This window comes from Serratia sp. CY83965 (assembly GCF_052166375.1).
Taxonomy (GTDB): domain Bacteria; phylum Pseudomonadota; class Gammaproteobacteria; order Enterobacterales; family Enterobacteriaceae; genus Serratia; species Serratia marcescens.
On the sequence record NZ_JBJNOV010000012.1, the window covers coordinates 131,884 to 150,760 of the forward strand.

The window sequence follows — 18,877 nt, forward strand, 5'->3', positions numbered from 1 at the left end:
CCGATGCTGTTTACCCCTCTGCTGACCGGCGCGTTGGAAACCTCGCTGAATAACCTGCTGTTTCGCGATCGCAGCATGAAAGCCGCCCGCCAACGCCTGGCGGGCAAGGTGCTGCGTATCGAACTGGAAGAGCTGGCTTCACCGCTGGTGCTGGTGTTCAGCGAACTGCGCGTGGATGTGCTGGGGCAGTCTGAAGACAGCGCCGATTGCACCGTGCGTAGCCGCATTCCCGCCTTACTTAAGCTGCGCGATCGCCAGCAGCTGCCGGTGCTGATGCGCAGCGGCGAATTGACGGTGGAAGGCGATATTCAGGTGGTGCAACAGTTGGTTGGCCTGCTCGATCTGGCGGAGTGGGATCCGGCGGAATGGCTGGCGCCTTACATCGGCGATATTGCCGCCCAAGGCATTACACAGGCGCTGGGTAAAGGCGCCTCGCTGCTGAAAGCCGGTTTTATGCGCCGGCAGCAGGGGATGGCGGAGGCGTTGACCGAAGAGTGGCGCCTGGCGCCGGGGCCGCTGGAAGTGGTGTGGTTCAACGAAGAAGTTGACGCACTCGCCCGCAGCGCGGAAGCGCTGTCTGCCCGCATGGACAAGTTGGAGGGCAAGCGATGACCCCAGGCGAACTGCGCCGTTTGTATTTTATCGTCCGCGTTTTTCTCAGCTACGGGCTGGACGAGCTGATCCCTAAAATGCGTTTGACGCTGCCGCTGCGCTTTGGCCGCCGGCTGCTGTTCTGGATGCCGAATCGGCATAAGGACAAACCGTTGGGTGAACGTCTGCGGCTGGCGCTGCAGGAATTGGGGCCGGTCTGGATCAAGTTCGGCCAAATGATGTCGACCCGCCGCGATCTGTTTCCGCCGCACATTGCCGATCAGCTGACGCTGCTGCAGGATCGGGTGGCGCCTTTCGATGGCGCGTTGGCGCGTAAGCATATCGAGTTGGCGATGGGCGGCCCGCTGGAGACCTGGTTTGATGACTTCGATCAGCAGCCGCTGGCCTCTGCCTCGATCGCGCAGGTGCATACCGCGCGGCTGAAAACCACCGGCCAGGAAGTGGTGCTGAAGGTGATCCGGCCGGATATCGGGCCGATTATCAAGGCCGACGTGCGTCTGATGTACCGGCTGGCAGGCTGGGTGCCGAAGCTGTTGCCGGACGGTCGCCGTTTGCGCCCGCGCGAAGTGGTACGCGAGTACGAGAAAACCCTGCTGGACGAGTTGAACCTGCTGCGCGAAGCGGCTAACGCCATTCAGCTGCGCCGCAATTTCGACGGCAGCCCCATGCTGTACGTACCGGAAGTTTATTCCGACTACTGCCGCGAAAGCGTATTGGTGATGGAGCGCATTTATGGCATTCCGGTATCGGACATCGCCACGCTGGAACAGCAGGGCACCAACATGAAACTGTTGGCGGAACGCGGCGTCCAGGTGTTCTTTACCCAGGTCTTCCGCGACAGCTTCTTCCATGCGGACATGCATCCCGGTAATATTTTCGTCAGCTACGAACATCCGGAAGATCCTTGCTACATAGGTATCGACTGCGGCATCGTCGGTTCGCTGAACAAGGATGATAAACGCTACCTGGCGGAAAACTTCATCGCCTTCTTCAATCGCGATTACCGCAAGGTGGCGGAACTGCACGTCGACTCCGGGTGGGTGCCGCGCGACACCAACGTGGAAGACTTCGAATTCGCCATCCGCACCGTGTGCGAGCCGATTTTCGAGAAGCCGCTGGCGGAGATTTCCTTCGGCAACGTGCTGCTTAACCTGTTCAACACTGCACGACGCTTCAATATGGAAGTGCAGCCGCAGCTGGTGTTATTGCAGAAGACCTTGCTGTATGTTGAAGGTCTGGGGCGTCAGCTCTACCCGCAGCTGGATCTGTGGACTACCGCCAAGCCGTTCCTCGAGAGCTGGCTGCGCGATCAGGTCGGCATTCCCGCCGTGGTGCGTGCGCTGAAAGAGAAAGCGCCGTTCTGGGCGGAGAAGCTGCCGGAACTGCCCGAGCTGTTTTACGACAGCCTGCAGCAGCATAAACTGTTGCAACAAAGCGTTGATAAGCTGACCAACCAGATGCAGGCTCAGCGGGTTCGTCAGGGGCAGTCACGTTATTTGTTCGGCGTTGGCGCTACACTGTTGGTAAGCGGCACGCTGTTGCTGCTGGGGCAAATCGAGGTGTTTCCCGCCTGGATGATGGCCGCCGGCATCGTATGCTGGGTGATTGGCTGGAAGCGAACCACCTGATTTAATTCGTCACTCTGGTAAAGTCGGCCCTATAATGCGGGCTGGCTTTAAAAGACCCTTTAAAATTAGAGGTAATTAAAATGGGCGGTATTAGTATTACGCAATTGTTGATCATCGCAGTGATCGTGGTGCTGTTGTTCGGTACCAAAAAACTGCGCACGCTGGGCTCCGATCTCGGCGCCTCGATCAAGGGCTTCAAGAAGGCGATCGGCGACGATACGCCGTCGACCCCCAACACGGCTGAGAAAAGCAGCCTGGATGACGCTGACTTCTCGGCCAAGCCTATTACCGAAAAGCAGCCGGAAGTGAAACCGGAAGAGTCGAAGAACAAAGAGCAGGTATAAACCGTGTTTGACATTGGGTTTAGTGAGCTGCTGCTGGTGCTGGTGATCGGCCTGGTTGTTCTGGGGCCGGAACGCTTGCCGGTCGCGGTCAGAACGGTATCGGGCTGGATCCGCGCGCTGCGCTCGCTGGCGGCCTCGGTGCAGCACGAACTGTCTCAGGAACTGAAGCTGCAGGAACTGCAGGACAGCCTGAAAAAAGCGGAACAGGCTGGCTTGCAGAACCTGACGCCGGAACTGAAGGCGTCGATGGATGAGCTGAAAGACGCGGCGGAATCATTGAAACGCACCTACCAGGGCGAGAAAGAAGAGCTGGCGAACACCATTCATAACTCGCAGATCACCGATCCGGAAGCTTTGCACGACGGCGTGACGCCGGCGGAAGCGGCAACCCGCGCCAGCGCGCCCGCCGCCGTGCCAAAACCGGCCTCGGAACCTGAAGCCGTCGCGCCGGTGGCGGCGCAACCGGCTAAAGCGCCGGTGGAAACCGCGTCGGCACCTGTCGAACCTGTTGCGGATAAAACCCCAGCGTCTCACCAACCTAGTGGCGATCGTTAATACATGGCTGTTGAAGATACCCAACCCCTTATCAGTCATCTGATAGAGCTGCGCAAGCGGCTGTTGAACTCGATTATTTGCGTGCTGGCGGTGTTCGTGGTGCTGGTGTTTTTCGCCAACGACATCTACCAACTGGTGTCTGCGCCGCTGCTGAAGCAGTTACCGGCCGGGGCGAGCATGATCGCCACTGACGTGGCGTCACCGTTCTTTACCCCGATCAAATTGACCATGATCGTCTCGGTGTTCGTCTCCGCGCCGATGATTTTGTATCAGGTGTGGGCATTCATCGCGCCGGCGCTGTACAAGCATGAACGCCGCCTGATGATGCCGCTGCTGGTGTCCAGCAGCCTGCTGTTCTACCTCGGTATGGCTTTCGCCTACTTCATCGTGTTCCCGCTGGCCTTCGGCTTCTTCGCCAAGACCGCGCCGATGGGGGTGACCATTGCGACCGACATTAAAAACTACCTCGATTTCGTCATGGCGCTGTTTATGGCGTTCGGCGTTGCCTTCGAAGTGCCGGTCGCCATCATTCTGCTGTGCTGGAGTGGCGTCACCTCGCCGGAAGATCTGAAGAAGAAACGGCCGTATGTGTTGGTTGGCGCGTTTGTGGTCGGCATGCTGTTGACGCCGCCAGACGTGTTCTCGCAAACCTTGTTGGCAATACCGATGTATCTGCTGTTTGAAGTGGGGGTGTTCTTCGCTCGCTTCTATACCGGCAAACGTCGTCCGCAAGCGGAAGAAGAAGACGAGGGTGACGAACCCCCAGCCCCCTGATCCACATTGATTGCGAAGCCGCCCATTGGGCGGCTTTTGCTTTGGAAAAAATCATGTTTGATATCGGCGTTAATCTGACCAGCAGCCAATTCGCCAAAGATCGCCAGGCGGTGGTGGAGCGCGCCCGCGCGGCGGGCGTTACCGGGATGTTGATTACCGGCACCGATCTGGCAGAGAGCCGCGAAGCGGCGGAACTGGCGCAGCAACATGCGGGTTACTGTTGGTCTACCGCCGGTGTGCATCCGCACTACGCCAGCGGTTGGGATGAACACGCCGCCGAGCAGATTTATGCGTTAGCCGCACGCCCTGACGTGGCGGCGATCGGCGAATGCGGCCTGGATTTCAATCGCAACTTCTCGACGCCCGCGCAGCAGGAAGCGGCGTTCACCGCGCAGCTGGCGCTGGCGGCGGAGTTGGCGCTGCCGGTGTTTCTGCATTGCCGCGACGCACACGCACGTTTTGCCGAGCTACTGACGCCGTGGTTGGATAAACTGCCCGCGGCCGTGGTGCACTGCTTCACCGGCACCGCCGAAGAATTAACAAGCTGCCTGTCGCTGGGTTTGTCGATCGGGATTACCGGTTGGGTCTGCGACGAGCGGCGCGGCCTGGAACTGCGCGCACTGTTGCCGCAGATCCCAGCCGAGCGTCTGCTGCTGGAAACTGACGCCCCTTATCTGTTGCCCCGGGATTTACAGCCTAAACCCGCATCTCGCCGCAACGAACCCTGTTTCCTGCCCCACATCGTGCAGCAGGTCGCCGTCTGGCGGCGGGAAGAGCCGCAATGGCTGGGGCAAAAAACCGATGAGAACGCCCGCCGGCTATTCCGGCTGGTTTGAGCTAGGAGAAAACTATGAGCTATGCATTTCCGGGCACCTTCCCTGGTCGCCGTATGCGCCGCGTGCGCCGTCACGACTTCAGCCGCCGCCTGGTGGCCGAGAATCAACTGACGGTCAACGACCTGATTTATCCGGTGTTTGTCATGGAAGGCAGTAACCGCCAGGAAGAAGTGGCCTCGATGCCGGGCGTATCGCGCATGACGATCGATCTGCTGGTGAAGGAAGCGGAAACCATCGCCAAACTTGGCGTGCCGGTGATTTCCCTGTTCCCGGTGATCGAACCGAGCCTGAAATCGCTGCATGCGGAAGAAGCCTATAACCCTGAAGGGTTGGTACAGCGCACGGTGCGCGCGCTGAAAGACGCGGTGCCTGAGCTGGGCATTCTGACCGACGTGGCGCTCGATCCCTACACCACGCATGGGCAGGACGGGGTGATCGATGAGCAGGGTTATGTGATTAACGACGTGACCAAAGACATTCTGGTGCGTCAGGCGCTGTCCCATGCCGAAGCGGGCGCGGAAATCGTGGCGCCGAGCGACATGATGGACGGCCGCATCGGGGCGATCCGCGATCGTCTGGAATTGCAGGGCCTGGTGAATACCCAAATCATGGCTTACTCCGCCAAGTATGCTTCCTGCTACTACGGCCCGTTCCGCGATGCGTTGGGCTCCAGCGGCAACCTGAAGGGCGGCAACAAGAAGACCTATCAGATGGATCCGGCCAACAGCGACGAAGCGCTGCAGGAGATTGCGCAGGATCTGCAGGAAGGTGCGGACATGGTGATGGTGAAACCAGGCATGCCGTACCTCGACGTTGTGCGCCGCGTGAAGGATACCTTCGGTGTGCCAACCTTCGCTTATCAGGTGTCCGGCGAGTACGCCATGCATATGGCGGCGATTCAGAACGGCTGGCTGCAGGAGCAACCTGCGGTGATGGAATCGTTGATGTGCTTTAAACGCGCCGGCGCCGACGGCGTGCTGACCTACTTCGCCAAGCGTGTCGCCCAGTGGCTGCACGACGACGCGATGCGTCGCTAAGCGTAAAATGAGCCAACAAAAAGGCGCCTGAGGGCGCCTTTTGCATTACATCTTCTGGAACTGTCGGTTGTCGATGCTTTGGCTGACCTGCTTGTTGATCAGGTTCAGCAACAACATGGAACGCGCTTCGCCGTCCGGCTCGGTGTAGATCGCCTGCAGCCCTTCGAACACGCCGTCGACGATCAGAACGGTATCCCCCGGCTGTGGGGTTTCCGGATCGACATAGGTTTCGCAGGCGTGCGTGCGCAGTTCATCGATCACCTTGCTCGGGATGACGCTCGGCAACGCGCCGAAACGCACGAAGTGGCTGACGCCACGGGTGGCGCTGATGGTGGTGGTGTGAATGCGCTCCGGGTCGAACTCCACAAACAGATAGTTGGGAAACAGGGGTTCGCTGACCGCGATGCGCTTACCACGCACGATCTTTTCCAGCGTGATGATCGGGCTGAGGCAGTTTACCTGCTGCCGTTCCAGATGTTCCTGCGCCCGCAACAACTGACCGCGTTTGCAATAAAGTAGATACCAGGATTCCATAGTTTCACATGCCTTTCTGCCAGCCGGTAAGCATATCAAAAGCTATTCCGGATACATAGTGATGCAAGTTTCAGCGTGTAACATCACCTATCTCTATGAATCTGCGGCTATTAGCGAGGGGTCACACACTTATCGATACGGCGCTGGTATAACAGAGGGCTAAAAATTTGTTACCGTCACAGTATGACAGGCGTAGCGCCGCCGGCTGTGACGCTATTCATCGTTTTCGACCGAGGGGGAAAGAAATGGAGCTGTTTCTGTTGAGCAACGGCAAGCTGTCTGGCGAAGCCGAGCTGCTGGGGTACGCTAAAAGCCAGTTGCTGGCGATGATTGCGCGTCGTGGCATCAAATCCGCCGTCTTTATCCCTTACGCCCTGATTCGTTACGACTACGACCAGCGTGCGCAGGAACTGGCGCAAACGCTGGGCATTGAAGTCACCAGCATCCACCATGCCGCCTCACCGGCGGCGGCGATCGCGCAGGCGGAGTGCATTTTGGTCAGCGGCGGCAATACCTGGTTGCTGAACCAAATGCTGCACGAGCAAGGCCTGATCGTGCCCATCCAGCGCGCGGTGCGCGAGCGTGAAGTGCCTTACGTCGGCTGGAGCGCCGGTTGCAACGTGGCCACGCCGAGCATTCGCACCACCAATGACATGCCGGTGCGCTGCAGCGTGGTGCTGCCGGCGCTGGGGCTGTTCCCGGTGCAGATCAACCCGCACTACATCGACGCGCATATCAGCGGCCACATGGGCGAAACCCGTGACGAGCGCCTGGCGGAGTTCTGCGCGATCAACCCAAGCGAATCGGTGGTGGCGCTGCGTGAAGGTAGCCTGCTGCACGTTGAAGCCAATGCGCTGCGTTACTTCAGCGCTAACGGGCAGGGCTTCAAGGTGTTCCGCCACGGTGAGGAGACGCGTGAATATCAGGATACGCGCGCGCTGGCTGCGCTGGTGCCGTTCAACTGCGGCTGAGGGCCACCCGGCGGCGGGCGGCGTTAACAAAATTGCAGCAACAACCGTGAAGAGGGCTTATAATGCCCTCCCCACTGGCCGTTATAATGATCAGCATGAAATACCGTGACTTACGCGATTTCCTCTCGTTGCTGGAGAAGAGAGGGGAACTAAAACGCATCAGCCAGCCGATCGATCCTTACCTGGAAATGACGGAGATTGCCGATCGCACCCTGCGAGCGGGCGGTCCGGCACTGCTGTTTGAAAACCCGAAAGGGTATGACATGCCGGTGCTGTGCAACCTGTTCGGCACCGCCAATCGCGTGGCGATGGGCATGGGGCAGGAAGACATCAGCGCGCTGCGCGAAGTCGGCAAACTGCTGGCGTTCCTCAAAGAACCGGAGCCGCCGAAAGGCTTCCGCGATCTGTTCGACAAAATGCCGAAGTTCAAGCAGGTGCTGAACATGCCGACCAAGGTGCTGGGATCCGCGCCTTGTCAGGAGCAGGTATGGCAGGGTGACGATGTCGATCTCAGCCGTATTCCGGTGATGCACTGCTGGCCGGAAGACGCCGCGCCGCTGATCACCTGGGGGCTGACCGTGACCCGCGGCCCGCATAAGGAACGGCAAAACCTCGGCATCTATCGCCAGCAGGTGCTGGGCAAGAATAAAGTGATCATGCGCTGGCTGTCGCATCGCGGCGGCGCGCTGGATTATCAGGAGTGGTGCCAGGCGCACCCGGGCGAGCGTTTCCCGGTTGCGGTGGCGCTGGGCGCCGATCCCGCTACCATCCTCGGTGCGGTCACGCCGGTGCCTGATACCTTGTCCGAATACGCCTTTGCCGGGCTGCTGCGCGGCAACAAAACCGAAGTGGTCAAGTGCCTTTCCAACGATCTGGAAGTGCCCGCCAGCGCCGAAATCGTGCTTGAAGGCTATATCGAGCCGGGTGAAATGGCGCCGGAGGGCCCCTACGGCGACCACACCGGTTACTACAATGAAATCGACCAGTTCCCGGTGTTCACCGTTACTCACATCACTCAGCGCCGCAACGCGATCTACCACTCGACCTACACCGGTCGCCCGCCGGATGAGCCGGCGATCCTGGGCGTGGCGCTGAATGAAGTGTTCGTACCGATCCTGCAAAAGCAGTTCCCGGAAATCGTCGATTTCTATCTGCCGCCGGAAGGGTGCTCTTACCGCCTGGCGGTAGTGACCATGAAAAAACAGTACGCCGGCCACGCGAAACGCGTGATGATGGGCGTCTGGTCGTTCCTGCGGCAGTTTATGTACACCAAATTTGTTATCGTCTGTGACGATGACGTCAATGCGCGCGACTGGAACGATGTGATTTGGGCGATCACCACACGAATGGATCCGGCAAGGGATACCGTTCTGGTGGAGAATACGCCGATCGACTATCTGGACTTCGCCTCGCCGGTTTCCGGCCTGGGTTCGAAGATGGGGCTGGACGCCACCAATAAATGGCCGGGTGAAACCGATCGCGAATGGGGCCGTCCGATTCAGATGGATGAAAAGGTACGTGCGCGCGTCGACGAAATCTGGGATGAGCTCGCAATCTTCAGTGACAGGGAACCGACGTTATAGCGTCAGGCTCTGTTCTCAGCTTTGCATTGATGACCCGACAGAGGGAACGCATGACAATATTGAGCTGTAAAGTGACCTCGGTAGAGGCCATTACCGATACGGTTTATCGGGTACGTCTGGTGCCCGAGCAGCCGTTTTCTTTCAAGGCAGGGCAATATCTGATGGTGGTGATGGATGAGCGCGACAAGCGTCCGTTCTCACTGGCATCAACCCCGACGCAGCAAGATTATATCGAGCTGCACATTGGCGCTTCGGAACTGAATCTGTATGCCATGGCGGTGATGGATCGCATCCTGAAAGAGCAGGCGATCACCGTTGACGTGCCGCACGGCGACGCCTGGCTGCGGGAAGAGGGCAGCCGTCCGCTGGTGCTGATCGCCGGCGGCACCGGTTTCTCTTACGCGCGTTCAATCTTGTTGACCGCGCTGGAGCAGCAGCCGGATCGCGACATTTCAATCTACTGGGGCGGGCGTGAGCTGAAGCACCTGTACGATTTGAGCGAGCTGGAAGCGCTGTCGTTGCAGCATCCGAATCTGAAGGTGATCCCGGTGGTCGAGCAGCCGGAAGCCGAATGGCGCGGCCGCAGCGGCACCGTGCTCAGCGCGGTGCTGCAGGATTTCGGCACGCTGGCGGAGCATGACATTTACATCGCCGGGCGTTTCGAGATGGCGAAAATCGCCCGCGAGCGTTTCTGCGCCGAGCGCGGCGCGCTGGAAGCGCATATGTTTGGCGACGCGTTTTCGTTTATCTGACCGATGCGATGCGCGGTGAACGGGGTGGCCGAGGGTCGCCCCGTTTTTATTTGGGCGTCGGCAAACTTCAGGCATAAAAAACCCGCCCCTGACAGGCGGGAAGAACGGCAACTAAACTTGGCGGGATGCCGCGATTTGAAGTAGTGACACGGTCATCCCAAGATAGACACAGCTAAACGCGTTCAAAGACGGTGGCGATGCCCTGGCCCAGGCCGATGCACATGGTCGCCAGGCCGAACTGCGCGTCGCGACGTTCCATGTTGTTCAACAGGGTGGTCGAGATGCGGGAGCCAGAACAGCCCAGCGGGTGGCCGAGCGCGATGGCGCCGCCGTTCAGGTTAATCTTGTCGTCGATGCTGTCCATCAGCCCCAGATCCTTGATGCACGGCAGCGACTGGGCGGCGAACGCTTCGTTCAGCTCGAACAGATCGATGTCCTGCACGCTCAGACCGGCGCGTTTCAGCGCCAGCTTGCTGGCCGGCACCGGGCCGTAGCCCATGATGGAAGGATCGCAGCCGACCACCGCCATCGAGCGGATGCGGGCGCGGGCCTTCAAACCGAGCGCTTTGGCGCGCGATTCGCTCATCAGCAGCATGGCGGAAGCGCCGTCCGACAGGGCGGAGGAGCTGCCGGCGGTGACGGTGCCGTTGACCGGATCGAACGCCGGACGCAGGGCCGACAGGCTTTCGACGGTGGTTTCCGGGCGGATGACTTCATCAAAATCGTAACGGGTCAGCACGCCGTCGGCGTCGTGGCCGTTGGTCGGAATGATCTCGTTTTTGAAGTAACCCGCCAGCGTCGCCGCATGTGCGCGTTGGTGGGAGCGCGCGGCGAACTCATCCTGCATCTGGCGGCTGATGTTGTGCATCTTGGCCAGCATTTCAGCGGTCAGCCCCATCATCCCGGCGGCCTTGGCCACGCTGCGGCTCAGGCCCGGATGGAAATCCACGCCGTGATTCATCGGCACATGGCCCATGTGTTCCACGCCGCCGATCAGGCTGATGTGCGCGTCGCCAACCATGATGGCGCGCGCCGCGTCGTGCAGCGCCTGCATCGAAGAGCCGCACAGGCGGTTGACGGTCACCGCCGGCACGCGGTGCGGGATCTCGGCCAGCAGCGCGGCGTTGCGGGCGATGTTGAAGCCTTGTTCCAGCGTTTGCTGCACGCAGCCCCAGTAAATGTCATCAATCTCGGCGGCGTCCAGCGCCGGGTTGCGGCTCAGCACTTCACGCATCAGGTGAGCGGAGAGATCTTCGGCGCGCACCTGGCGGAAGGCGCCGCCCTTGGAGCGGCCCATCGGCGTGCGTACGGCATCAACAATAACTACGTTTTCCATCTTTATGACCTCATGCCGGTTGGCGGGTAGCGACGTCGGACAGCGGTGTCGCCACCGGGTAGTAGCTTTCATTGCGTTCGGCCTTGGCGCGCAGACCGGCCGGCACCTGGTACAGGGCGCCGAGGTGTGCGTAACGCTGGGCCAGCTCAACGTAGTTGGCGGTGCCGAGCGTATCCAGGTAGCGGAACACGCCGCCGTGGAACGGAGGGAAACCGATGCCGTAGACCAGCGCCATATCGGCTTCGGCCGGGCTGGCGACGATCTTTTCTTCCAGGCAACGCACCACTTCGTTGATCATCGGGATCATCATGCGCGCGATGATTTCTTCGTCGCTGATGGTCTGGCGCGGTTGGCTCACTTCGGCCAGCAGCGCATCGGTCTGCTCGTCGTTGTCCTTGCGCGGTTTGCCTTTGCTATCCTGGCTGTAGCGGTAGAAGCCCAGCTGATTTTTCTGACCGAAGCGCTGGTTGTCGAACATCACGTCAATGGCGTCGCGATAGTCTTTGCTCATGCGATCCGGGAAGCCGGCGGCCATTACCGCCTGCGCGTGGTGCGCGGTGTCGATGCCCACGACGTCGAGTAGGTAGGCCGGGCCCATCGGCCAGCCGAACTGTTTCTCCATCACTTTATCGATTTGACGGAAGTCGGCGCCGTCGCGCAGCAGCAGGCTGAAGCCGGCGAAGTACGGGAACAGCACGCGGTTGACGAAGAAGCCCGGGCAGTCGTTCACCACGATCGGCGTTTTGCCCATGCGGCTGGCGTAGGCCACCACTTTGGCAATGGTCTCGTCGCTGGTCTGTTCGCCGCGGATGATTTCCACCAGCGGCATGCGGTGCACCGGGTTAAAGAAGTGCATGCCGCAGAAGTTTTGCGGGCGCTTCAGCGATTTTGCCAGGTGATTAATCGGAATGGTCGAGGTGTTCGACGCCAGAACGGTGTCCTCACCGATCAGGTTTTCCACTTCCGACAGCACGGCGGCTTTGACTTTCGGATTCTCGACGACCGCCTCAACGATCACCTGCGCGCGCTCGATGCCGGCATAGTCCAGCGTCGGCTGAATGGTCGACAGCACCTGCGCCATTTTCAGGCCATCCAGCTTGCCGCGCTCCAGTTGCTTATTGAGCAGCTTGGCCGCTTCGCTCATGCCCAGCGTCAGCGACTTGTCGCTAATGTCTTTCATGATCACCGGCACGCCTTTCAGCGCCGATTGGTAGGCGATACCGCCGCCCATGATGCCGGCGCCCAGCACCGCCGCCTGTTTCGGCGCATCCACATTCTTGGCCAGCTTTTTCGCCTGGCCCTTCACGAACTGATCGTTAAGGAAGATGCCGACCAGCGCGCGCGCTTCGTTGGAGCGGGCCAACGGCACGAAGCTGGCGGTTTCCAGTTTCAGCGCTTCATCGCGGCCCAGCTTGGCGGCGGCTTCAATGGTCTTCACCGCGGTCATCGGCGCCGGGTAATGTTTACCGGCGGTCTGCAGCACCATGCCTTTGGCGGTGGTGAAACTCATCGCCGCTTCAATCGGGCTGAGTTTCAGCGGCTCCAGCTTAGGTTGACGCGCGGCGCGCCAGTCCAGCTTGCCGTCGATCGCCTGTTGCAGCATGTTGAGCGCCGCTTCGGCCAGTTTTTCCGGTGTCACCACCGCATCCACCAGGCCGACTTTCAACGCGTCTTTGGCGCTGACGTCTTTGCCGGCGGCGATGATTTCCAGCGCGCTGTCGTTACCCAGCAGGCGCGGCAGACGGACGGAACCGCCGAAGCCCGGCATGATGCCCAATTTGGTTTCCGGCAGGCCGATGCGCGCGTCCGGCGAGGCGACGCGGAAATCGGTCGCCAGAATGCATTCGCAACCGCCGCCGAGCGCATAGCCGTTAATGGCCGAAATGGTCGGTACCGGCAAATCTTCCAGCCGGTTAAAGACGTTGTTGGCGAATACCAGCCACTCGTGCAGCTTTTCAGCCGGTGCGGCGAACAGAGAAAGGAATTCGGTGATATCGGCGCCGACGATAAACGCGGCTTTGGAGGAGCGCAGCAGCAACCCCTTGAGCTCAGGCTGGTTTTCCAGCACGGTGAGCGCTTCGCCCAGGCTGGCGACGGTGCGGGTGTCCAGCTTGTTGACCGAGCCCGGTGCGTTGAACACCAGCTCGGCGATGCCGTTATCGAGCCAGTGCAGTTGTAATGTTTCGCCTTGGTAGAGCATGTCTATCTCCTGAATCAGCGTATGATCTGGTATGACCAGATGAAGAGGAGTGTGGTTTTTATGTTAAAAATATGCAAATGAGAGATTGCATATTTGCTGGTCGGATCACATGTCGCCAAGTTAGTTTTTTGATTTGAAACGAAGTTATATTTTATGTGCTATCGGCATTTGCTGGAGTGTGTCGGCACTCATACACTTGCTCGCAGCGAATGAACATTCAGACGAGGTTACGCATGACTAAGGCGGCTTGTGTCAAACGCAGCGGCTTATGGAGCATTCCGGCCAGAACCATGACGCTGGCATGTCTGTTGGTGTTTATGGCACAGATGGCGACGACCGTGTATTTGCCTTCGCTGCCGACGGTGATGCGGGAGCTGGCGATGAGCCGACGCGCCACCGAGCTGTCCATTTCGATCTTCGTCATCGGCGCCGCTTTGCCGGTGCTGTTCTGGGGCGCGGCCGCCGATCGCTTTGGCCGCCGTGCGCCCCTGACACTGTCTTTGTTTCTTTTCATTGGCTGCAGCGGGCTGTTGGCGCTGTGCAGCAACGGCGCCCAGCTGCTGGCGCTGCGTGCGCTGCAGGGTGTGGGCGCCGGCGGTGCGGCGATCATTGCGCGTATCATCGTGCGGGATAACTGGAGCGGTGACGAGTTGGCGCGTCGGTTATCGGTGCTCTCCATCGCTTTTATCACCGCGCTGGGCGGTGGTCAGTTTGTCGGCGGCCTGCTCAGCCAATATTCGCACTGGCAGATGGGCTTCGTCCTGATGGGCGCCACCGGTTTGGCCATTCTGGCGCTGATGGCGACGCTGCCGCTTGAGGCGGGGCGCACACGCGGGCCACGCCCGGCGATGGCGGCCACCTACTTCGCCATCCTGCGGCGGCCGGGGTTCTTCTGGCCGGCCTGCGTCGGCGGATTGGGCTTCGCCACCACGGTGACATTGCAGGAGGTGAGCCCGTTCGTCATGCAGCAGGGTTTTGGCCTCAACGTTACGGCGTTCGGCGCGCTGGGGTTGGTGATAGGTATCGCCTACTTTAGCGGCGCGTTGACGGTGAACCGCACGGTGGCGCGTGTCGGCGGGAAAAAACTGATGCAAACCGGCAGCGGCATCGTCGCTCTGGCGACGGTAGCGATCCTGCTGTTGTGGTGGAGCGGCATTCTGGCCGGCCTTTCCGGTATGGCGCTGTTCATCGCGCTGTATTGCCTGACCATTTTTGGCCAGGCGGTGTTGTTTCCCAACAGCATGGCGATGGCGGTTAGCGACGCCAAAGAGCACGGTGCCTATGCGATGGCGCTGTGCGGCTTTCTGCAGCAGTGTCTGGCGGGCATTGCCGCGGCCGGCGCGGTGTTATTGGAGCACCACGGCCTATGGGCGCTGGCGATAGCGTTGCTCGGCCTGGCCGGCTGGCTAATGGTTAAACTGCGGATGTAACGGCATTTGCAGGGAATTGCGAGCTGCTCCGCATGCCCAACGCGATAAGGTTGGTGCGCCGGAGCGCTGTGTTAAGATGACTTCTTTCGTGCTAAGGCATAAGGGTACTGTGATGGAAACGCTGGCTTCTTTGTATAACGACCACTTGGCAGAGCTGCAAAAACGCGCGCGCGAAGTGCTGGAGCGCAACAAGTTGGATGCGTTGCTGATTCACTCCGGTGAACTGCAAAAGGTATTTTTGGACGACCATAGCTATCCGTTCAAAGTGAATGCGCATTTCAAAGCCTGGGTGCCGGTGACGTCGGTGCCGAACTGCTGGTTGTGGATCGACGGTGTCAATAAGCCGAAGCTGTGGTTCTACTCCCCGGTCGACTACTGGCACAGCGTAGAACCGCTGCCGGACAGTTTCTGGACCAAATCCCTTGAATTGATGCCGCTGGCCAACGCCGACGCCATCGCCCAGCAGCTTCCGCCGCAGCGTGAGCGCGTCGGCTATATCGGTTATGCGCAACAGCGCGCCCGCGATCTCGGCATTCCTTCTGAGAACATCAACCCGAAAGCGGTGCTGAACTACCTGGATTTCCACCGTTCGATCAAAACCGGCTACGAGCTGGCCTGCATGCGCGAAGCGCAGAAGACGGCGGTAACCGGCCATCGTGCGGCGCATGAGGCGTTCCTCTCCGGCATGAGCGAGTTCGACATCAACCTGGCCTACCTGACGGCGACAGGCCACCGTGATACCGACGTGCCTTACGACAACATCGTAGCGCTGAACGAACACGCTTCGGTACTGCACTACACCAAGCTGGACCATCAGCCGCCGGCCGAGTCCCTGAGTTTCCTTATCGACGCCGGCGCGGAATATAACGGCTATGCCGCCGATCTGACCCGCACCTACGCGGCGCAAAGCGGCAGCGAGTTCGCCCACCTGGTGAAAGATCTCAATGGTGAACAGCTGGCGCTGATCGACACCATCAAGCCCGGCGTGCGCTATACCGACTACCATGTGCAAATGCATCAGCGCATCGCCAAGCTGCTCAAGAATCACAAGTTGGTGAACGGCCTCAGCGAAGAGGCGATGGTTGAAACGGGTATTACCACGCCGTTCCTGCCGCACGGGCTGGGCCATCCGCTGGGCCTTCAGGTGCACGACGCCGCCGGCTTTATGCAGGACGAACAAGGCACCCATCTGCCGGCGCCGTCCAAGTATCCGTTCCTGCGTTGCACCCGCGTGTTGCAGCCGGGCATGGTGTTGACCATCGAGCCAGGTCTGTACTTCATCGAATCTCTGTTGGCGCCGTGGCGCAGCGGTGAATTCAAGCAGCACTTCGCCTGGGATCGCATCGATGCGCTGAAGCCGTATGGCGGCATCCGTATCGAAGACAACATCGTGATCCACGAAAAGCGCATCGAGAACATGACGCGCGATCTGAACCTGGCCTGATGCGGCCTTACCCGATACCGGCGGAAGCAACCCGCTTTACCGAAGAAATAAAGAAGAGCCGTTTTATCACCCTGCTGGCGCCGACCAGCGGGGTAGAAGCGGCAAAGGCGTTTATTCAGCAGGTGCGGGATGAGCATCCGGCGGCGCGACACCATTGTTGGGCATTCGTCGCCGGCAGCCCCGATGACTCGCAGCAACTGGGGTTCTCAGACGACGGAGAACCGTCGGGTACCGCCGGCAAACCGATCCTCGCGCAGCTGATGGGTAGCGGTATCGGTGAAGTGACCGCCGTGGTCGTTCGTTACTATGGCGGCGTCAAGCTGGGCACCGGCGGGCTGGTGAAAGCCTATGGCAACGGTGTTCAACAGGCGTTGAAGCAGTTGGCGTTGGCACAAAAGGTGCCGGAAGCCGAATATATCTTGCAGTGCGACTATGCGCAGTTGGCGTTGGTGGAGAACTTGCTGCAGCAAACCGCAGGTCGGATCCTGCAGGGCGAATACGGCGCCGCCGTCGTGCTGCATCTGGCGTTGCCGGCAACCGAGGTCGAACTGTTTGGGAATAAATTGCGTGATCTCAGTCGCGGTAATTTGCAATTAACCCCCATTTCGCAATAATTCCTCCCAATTGAATTGCTAAGGATCGTGCTGAAATGCATTTTCGCGCCATAACCCGTATCGTTGGTCTGCTGGTCATCCTGTTCTCCGGGACGATGTTTATTCCCGGCCTGGTGGCATTGATTTACCGCGATGGGGCGGGGCGCGCGTTCAGCCAAACCTTCTTCGTGGCGCTGACCATCGGTCTGATGCTGTGGTGGCCGAACCGCAAACAGAAACACGAGTTGAAGCCCCGTGAAGGCTTCCTGATTGTCGTGTTGTTCTGGACCGTGCTGGGCAGCGTGGGGGCATTGCCATTCCTGTTTTCGGAACGGCCCAATTTGTCGCTGACCGACGCCTTCTTTGAATCCTTCTCGGGATTGACGACCACCGGCGCAACGACGCTGGTGGGGCTGGACTCGTTGCCGAAGGCCATCCTGTTCTATCGCCAAATGCTGCAATGGATGGGCGGCATGGGGATCATCGTGTTGGCGGTGGCGATACTGCCGATACTTGGCGTCGGCGGCATGCAGCTGTATCGGGCGGAAATGCCCGGGCCATTGAAAGATAACAAGATGCGTCCGCGCATTGCCGAAACCGCCAAAACCCTGTGGCTAATCTATGTGTTGCTGACCGTTGCCTGTGCGCTGGCGCTCTGGGGGGCCGGGATGTCGGTGTTCGACGCCATCGGCCACAGTTTCTCGACCATCGCCATCGGCGGGTTTTCTACCCACGATGCCAGTATCGGTTATTACGCCAGCCCGACCATCAACACCATCATTGCCGTGTTCCTGCTGATTTCCGGCTGTAACTACGGCCTGCACTTCGCTTTGCTAAGCGGCCGCAGTCTGAAGGTGTACGGGCGCGATCCTGAATTCCGCATGTTCATCTTCGTTCAGTTGACGCTGGTGGTGGTATGCACGTTGGTGCTCTGGGGACATGGCGTCTATAAGAGCGGTATGGAAACGCTCAATCAGGCGTTCTTCCAGGTGGTATCGATGGCGACCACGGCTGGTTTTACGACCGACAGCATCGCCAAGTGGCCGCTGTTCCTGCCGATGTTGTTGCTGTGCTCAGCGTTCATCGGCGGTTGTGCCGGCTCGACCGGCGGCGGCCTGAAGGTGATCCGTATCCTGCTTCTGTACCTGCAGGGTTCGCGAGAGTTGAAAAGGCTGGTGCACCCCAACGCGGTCTATACCATCAAATTGGGCAATCGCGCACTGCCGGAACGTATTCTGGAAGCGGTGTGGGGATTCTTCTCCGCCTATGCGCTGGTGTTTATCGTCAGCATGCTGGCGATCATTGCCACCGGCGTTGACGATTTTTCCGCGTTCGCCGCAGTGACGGCAACACTCAATAACCTTGGCCCCGGCCTGGGCGTGGTGGCGGATAACTTCACCACGATGCCGGCGGCGGCCAAGTGGATCCTGGTGGTGACGATGCTGTTCGGACGCCTGGAAGTGTTTACATTGCTGGTGCTGTTCACGCCAACTTTTTGGCGTGAGTAAGTCTGATATAAGGAGTACGCCATGAAGGCATTGATACTTTATTCGAGCCGTGACGGGCAAACACGTGCTATCGCTTCTTATATAGCAAGCAAGCTGCAGGACACGCAGCGATGTGAGGTGATCGATCTGCTGCAGGCGGAACAGGTCGACCTTAGCCAGTACCAGCAGGTGATGATCGGCGCTTCTATCCGTTACGGGCACTTTAACCCGGCGCTGGATAAATTCGTCAAACGTCATGCCGAACAACTGAATCGAATGCCGAGCGCGTTCTTTGCCGTGAACCTGACCGCGCGTAAACCGGAAAAGCGCTCGCCGCAAACCAACGCTTATACCCGCAAGTTCCTGCTGGCCTCGCCGTGGCAGCCAAAACAGTGTGCGGTGTTTGCCGGCGCATTGCGTTATCCGCGCTATCGCTGGTTCGACCGCATCATGATTCAATTTATTATGCGTATGACGGGCGGCGAAACGGATACCAGTAAGGAAGTGGAGTACACCGATTGGCAGCAGGTCGATCGTTTCGCCCAGGAATTTAGCCAGATCCAGTACGAAAAGTGACAAAAATGCGGGTTTGGTCAGCGTTTTGCCGAAAAAATCCGCGCTTGAAAAGTTTTTTGCAATTAGGGGTTGCGGCCCGCCGAGAACTCCCTATAATGCGCCTCCACTGACCGGGAACAACGACTGACAAGCCGCCGGGTCAGCGAGAAGAAAGCGAAATAAACGCTTGACTCTCCGGGCGAAAA

Annotated in this window: 18 protein-coding genes; 15 read left to right on the forward strand and 3 right to left on the reverse strand. The window is 59.5% G+C overall.

The features are described 5' to 3' along the window. Positions 1–3 precede the first annotated feature (3 nt). The 7 genes from ubiJ (at position 4) to hemB (ending at position 5,786) form a co-directional block, all read left to right on the forward strand. Complete coding sequence (gene ubiJ, locus ACJ8PL_RS21115; RefSeq protein WP_016929450.1) at positions 4–612, forward strand: ubiquinone biosynthesis protein UbiJ; 609 nt, start codon at positions 4–6, stop codon at positions 610–612. Beyond that, complete coding sequence (gene ubiB, locus ACJ8PL_RS21120; protein ID WP_004934451.1) at positions 609–2,240, forward strand: ubiquinone biosynthesis regulatory protein kinase UbiB; 1,632 nt, start codon at positions 609–611, stop codon at positions 2,238–2,240. The genes ubiJ and ubiB overlap by 4 nt, the downstream gene beginning before the upstream one ends. 80 nt (positions 2,241–2,320) lie before the next feature. Next, positions 2,321–2,584, forward strand: a complete 264-nt coding sequence (gene tatA, locus ACJ8PL_RS21125) for a Sec-independent protein translocase subunit TatA (protein WP_016929449.1) — start codon at positions 2,321–2,323, stop codon at positions 2,582–2,584. Between the two features lie 3 nt (positions 2,585–2,587). Beyond that, a complete protein-coding gene (tatB, locus tag ACJ8PL_RS21130) occupies positions 2,588–3,139 on the forward strand; it encodes a Sec-independent protein translocase protein TatB (protein ID WP_115435387.1) in 552 nt (183 codons plus the stop codon). A 3-nt stretch (positions 3,140–3,142) separates the two neighbouring features. Then, positions 3,143–3,913: a Sec-independent protein translocase subunit TatC gene (gene tatC, locus ACJ8PL_RS21135; protein WP_004934456.1), complete on the forward strand. Its 771-nt coding sequence runs from the start codon at positions 3,143–3,145 to the stop codon at positions 3,911–3,913. 53 nt (positions 3,914–3,966) lie between these two features. Beyond that, entirely contained in the window at positions 3,967–4,749 is a 783-nt protein-coding gene (gene tatD, locus ACJ8PL_RS21140) for a 3'-5' ssDNA/RNA exonuclease TatD (RefSeq protein WP_079450413.1), read from the forward strand. A 14-nt stretch (positions 4,750–4,763) separates the two neighbouring features. Next, positions 4,764–5,786, forward strand: coding sequence for a porphobilinogen synthase (hemB, locus tag ACJ8PL_RS21145; protein ID WP_004934463.1), 1,023 nt, complete (start codon positions 4,764–4,766; stop codon positions 5,784–5,786). Positions 5,787–5,831: 45 nt separating this feature from the next. Here the strand turns inward: hemB and rfaH are convergent, their stop codons facing one another. Continuing rightward, positions 5,832–6,320, reverse strand: a complete 489-nt coding sequence (rfaH, locus tag ACJ8PL_RS21150; RefSeq protein ID WP_016929445.1) for a transcription/translation regulatory transformer protein RfaH — start codon at positions 6,318–6,320, stop codon at positions 5,832–5,834. 245 nt (positions 6,321–6,565) lie between these two features. Between rfaH and pepE the strand changes: the two genes are divergently transcribed. The 3 genes from pepE to fre all read left to right on the forward strand — a co-directional run bounded on the left by pepE (position 6,566) and on the right by fre (position 9,626). Next, positions 6,566–7,291 carry a dipeptidase PepE gene (gene pepE, locus ACJ8PL_RS21155; RefSeq protein WP_016929444.1) on the forward strand — a complete coding sequence of 242 codons (726 nt, stop codon included), beginning with the start codon at positions 6,566–6,568 and terminating at the stop codon, positions 7,289–7,291. A gap of 62 nt (positions 7,292–7,353) precedes the next feature. Beyond that, a complete protein-coding gene (gene ubiD / locus ACJ8PL_RS21160) occupies positions 7,354–8,874 on the forward strand; it encodes a 4-hydroxy-3-polyprenylbenzoate decarboxylase (RefSeq protein WP_015376309.1) in 1,521 nt (506 codons plus the stop codon). A 50-nt stretch (positions 8,875–8,924) separates the two neighbouring features. Then, entirely contained in the window at positions 8,925–9,626 is a 702-nt protein-coding gene (gene fre / locus ACJ8PL_RS21165) for an NAD(P)H-flavin reductase (protein ID WP_004934474.1), read from the forward strand. A 172-nt stretch (positions 9,627–9,798) separates the two neighbouring features. Here fre and fadA read toward each other — a convergent pair whose 3' ends face one another. Together fadA and fadB are read right to left on the reverse strand one after the other, a co-directional pair. Continuing rightward, positions 9,799–10,962, reverse strand: a complete 1,164-nt coding sequence (fadA, locus tag ACJ8PL_RS21170) for an acetyl-CoA C-acyltransferase FadA (protein WP_004934476.1) — start codon at positions 10,960–10,962, stop codon at positions 9,799–9,801. A 10-nt stretch (positions 10,963–10,972) separates the two neighbouring features. Beyond that, positions 10,973–13,162 carry a fatty acid oxidation complex subunit alpha FadB gene (fadB, locus tag ACJ8PL_RS21175; RefSeq protein WP_016929440.1) on the reverse strand — a complete coding sequence of 730 codons (2,190 nt, stop codon included), beginning with the start codon at positions 13,160–13,162 and terminating at the stop codon, positions 10,973–10,975. 233 nt (positions 13,163–13,395) lie between these two features. Between fadB and ACJ8PL_RS21180 the strand changes: the two genes are divergently transcribed. From ACJ8PL_RS21180 to hemG, 5 genes are all read left to right on the forward strand, one after another. Further along, on the forward strand, positions 13,396–14,592 hold the full coding sequence (locus ACJ8PL_RS21180; RefSeq protein ID WP_199561514.1) for an MFS transporter: 1,197 nt from the start codon (positions 13,396–13,398) through the stop codon (positions 14,590–14,592). 112 nt (positions 14,593–14,704) lie between these two features. Further along, the gene (gene pepQ / locus ACJ8PL_RS21185) at positions 14,705–16,036 is read left to right on the forward strand and encodes a Xaa-Pro dipeptidase (protein ID WP_239442393.1); all 1,332 of its coding nucleotides are present in this window, start codon (positions 14,705–14,707) and stop codon (positions 16,034–16,036) included. Further along, entirely contained in the window at positions 16,036–16,650 is a 615-nt protein-coding gene (locus tag ACJ8PL_RS21190; protein ID WP_079450412.1) for an IMPACT family protein, read from the forward strand. The genes pepQ and ACJ8PL_RS21190 overlap by 1 nt, the downstream gene beginning before the upstream one ends. 35 nt (positions 16,651–16,685) lie before the next feature. Next, the gene (trkH, locus tag ACJ8PL_RS21195) at positions 16,686–18,137 is read left to right on the forward strand and encodes a Trk system potassium transporter TrkH (protein WP_004934492.1); all 1,452 of its coding nucleotides are present in this window, start codon (positions 16,686–16,688) and stop codon (positions 18,135–18,137) included. A 21-nt stretch (positions 18,138–18,158) separates the two neighbouring features. Further along, entirely contained in the window at positions 18,159–18,692 is a 534-nt protein-coding gene (hemG, locus tag ACJ8PL_RS21200) for a menaquinone-dependent protoporphyrinogen IX dehydrogenase (RefSeq protein ID WP_028127640.1), read from the forward strand. Positions 18,693–18,877: the final 185 nt, after the last annotated feature.

Coding starts and splice junctions, on each gene's coding strand:
- fadB (WP_016929440.1), bottom strand. CDS start 13,162: ATGCTCTACCAAGGCGAAACATTACAACTGCACTGGCTCGATAACGGC.
- trkH (WP_004934492.1), top strand. CDS start 16,686: ATGCATTTTCGCGCCATAACCCGTATCGTTGGTCTGCTGGTCATCCTG.
- ubiJ (WP_016929450.1), top strand. CDS start 4: ATGCTGTTTACCCCTCTGCTGACCGGCGCGTTGGAAACCTCGCTGAAT.
- ACJ8PL_RS21190 (WP_079450412.1), top strand. CDS start 16,036: ATGCGGCCTTACCCGATACCGGCGGAAGCAACCCGCTTTACCGAAGAA.
- tatA (WP_016929449.1), top strand. CDS start 2,321: ATGGGCGGTATTAGTATTACGCAATTGTTGATCATCGCAGTGATCGTG.
- pepQ (WP_239442393.1), top strand. CDS start 14,705: ATGGAAACGCTGGCTTCTTTGTATAACGACCACTTGGCAGAGCTGCAA.
- fadA (WP_004934476.1), bottom strand. CDS start 10,962: ATGGAAAACGTAGTTATTGTTGATGCCGTACGCACGCCGATGGGCCGC.
- tatC (WP_004934456.1), top strand. CDS start 3,143: ATGGCTGTTGAAGATACCCAACCCCTTATCAGTCATCTGATAGAGCTG.
- ubiB (WP_004934451.1), top strand. CDS start 609: ATGACCCCAGGCGAACTGCGCCGTTTGTATTTTATCGTCCGCGTTTTT.
- ubiD (WP_015376309.1), top strand. CDS start 7,354: ATGCCCTCCCCACTGGCCGTTATAATGATCAGCATGAAATACCGTGAC.
- ACJ8PL_RS21180 (WP_199561514.1), top strand. CDS start 13,396: ATGACTAAGGCGGCTTGTGTCAAACGCAGCGGCTTATGGAGCATTCCG.
- tatD (WP_079450413.1), top strand. CDS start 3,967: ATGTTTGATATCGGCGTTAATCTGACCAGCAGCCAATTCGCCAAAGAT.
- fre (WP_004934474.1), top strand. CDS start 8,925: ATGACAATATTGAGCTGTAAAGTGACCTCGGTAGAGGCCATTACCGAT.
- rfaH (WP_016929445.1), bottom strand. CDS start 6,320: ATGGAATCCTGGTATCTACTTTATTGCAAACGCGGTCAGTTGTTGCGG.
- hemB (WP_004934463.1), top strand. CDS start 4,764: ATGAGCTATGCATTTCCGGGCACCTTCCCTGGTCGCCGTATGCGCCGC.
- pepE (WP_016929444.1), top strand. CDS start 6,566: ATGGAGCTGTTTCTGTTGAGCAACGGCAAGCTGTCTGGCGAAGCCGAG.
- hemG (WP_028127640.1), top strand. CDS start 18,159: ATGAAGGCATTGATACTTTATTCGAGCCGTGACGGGCAAACACGTGCT.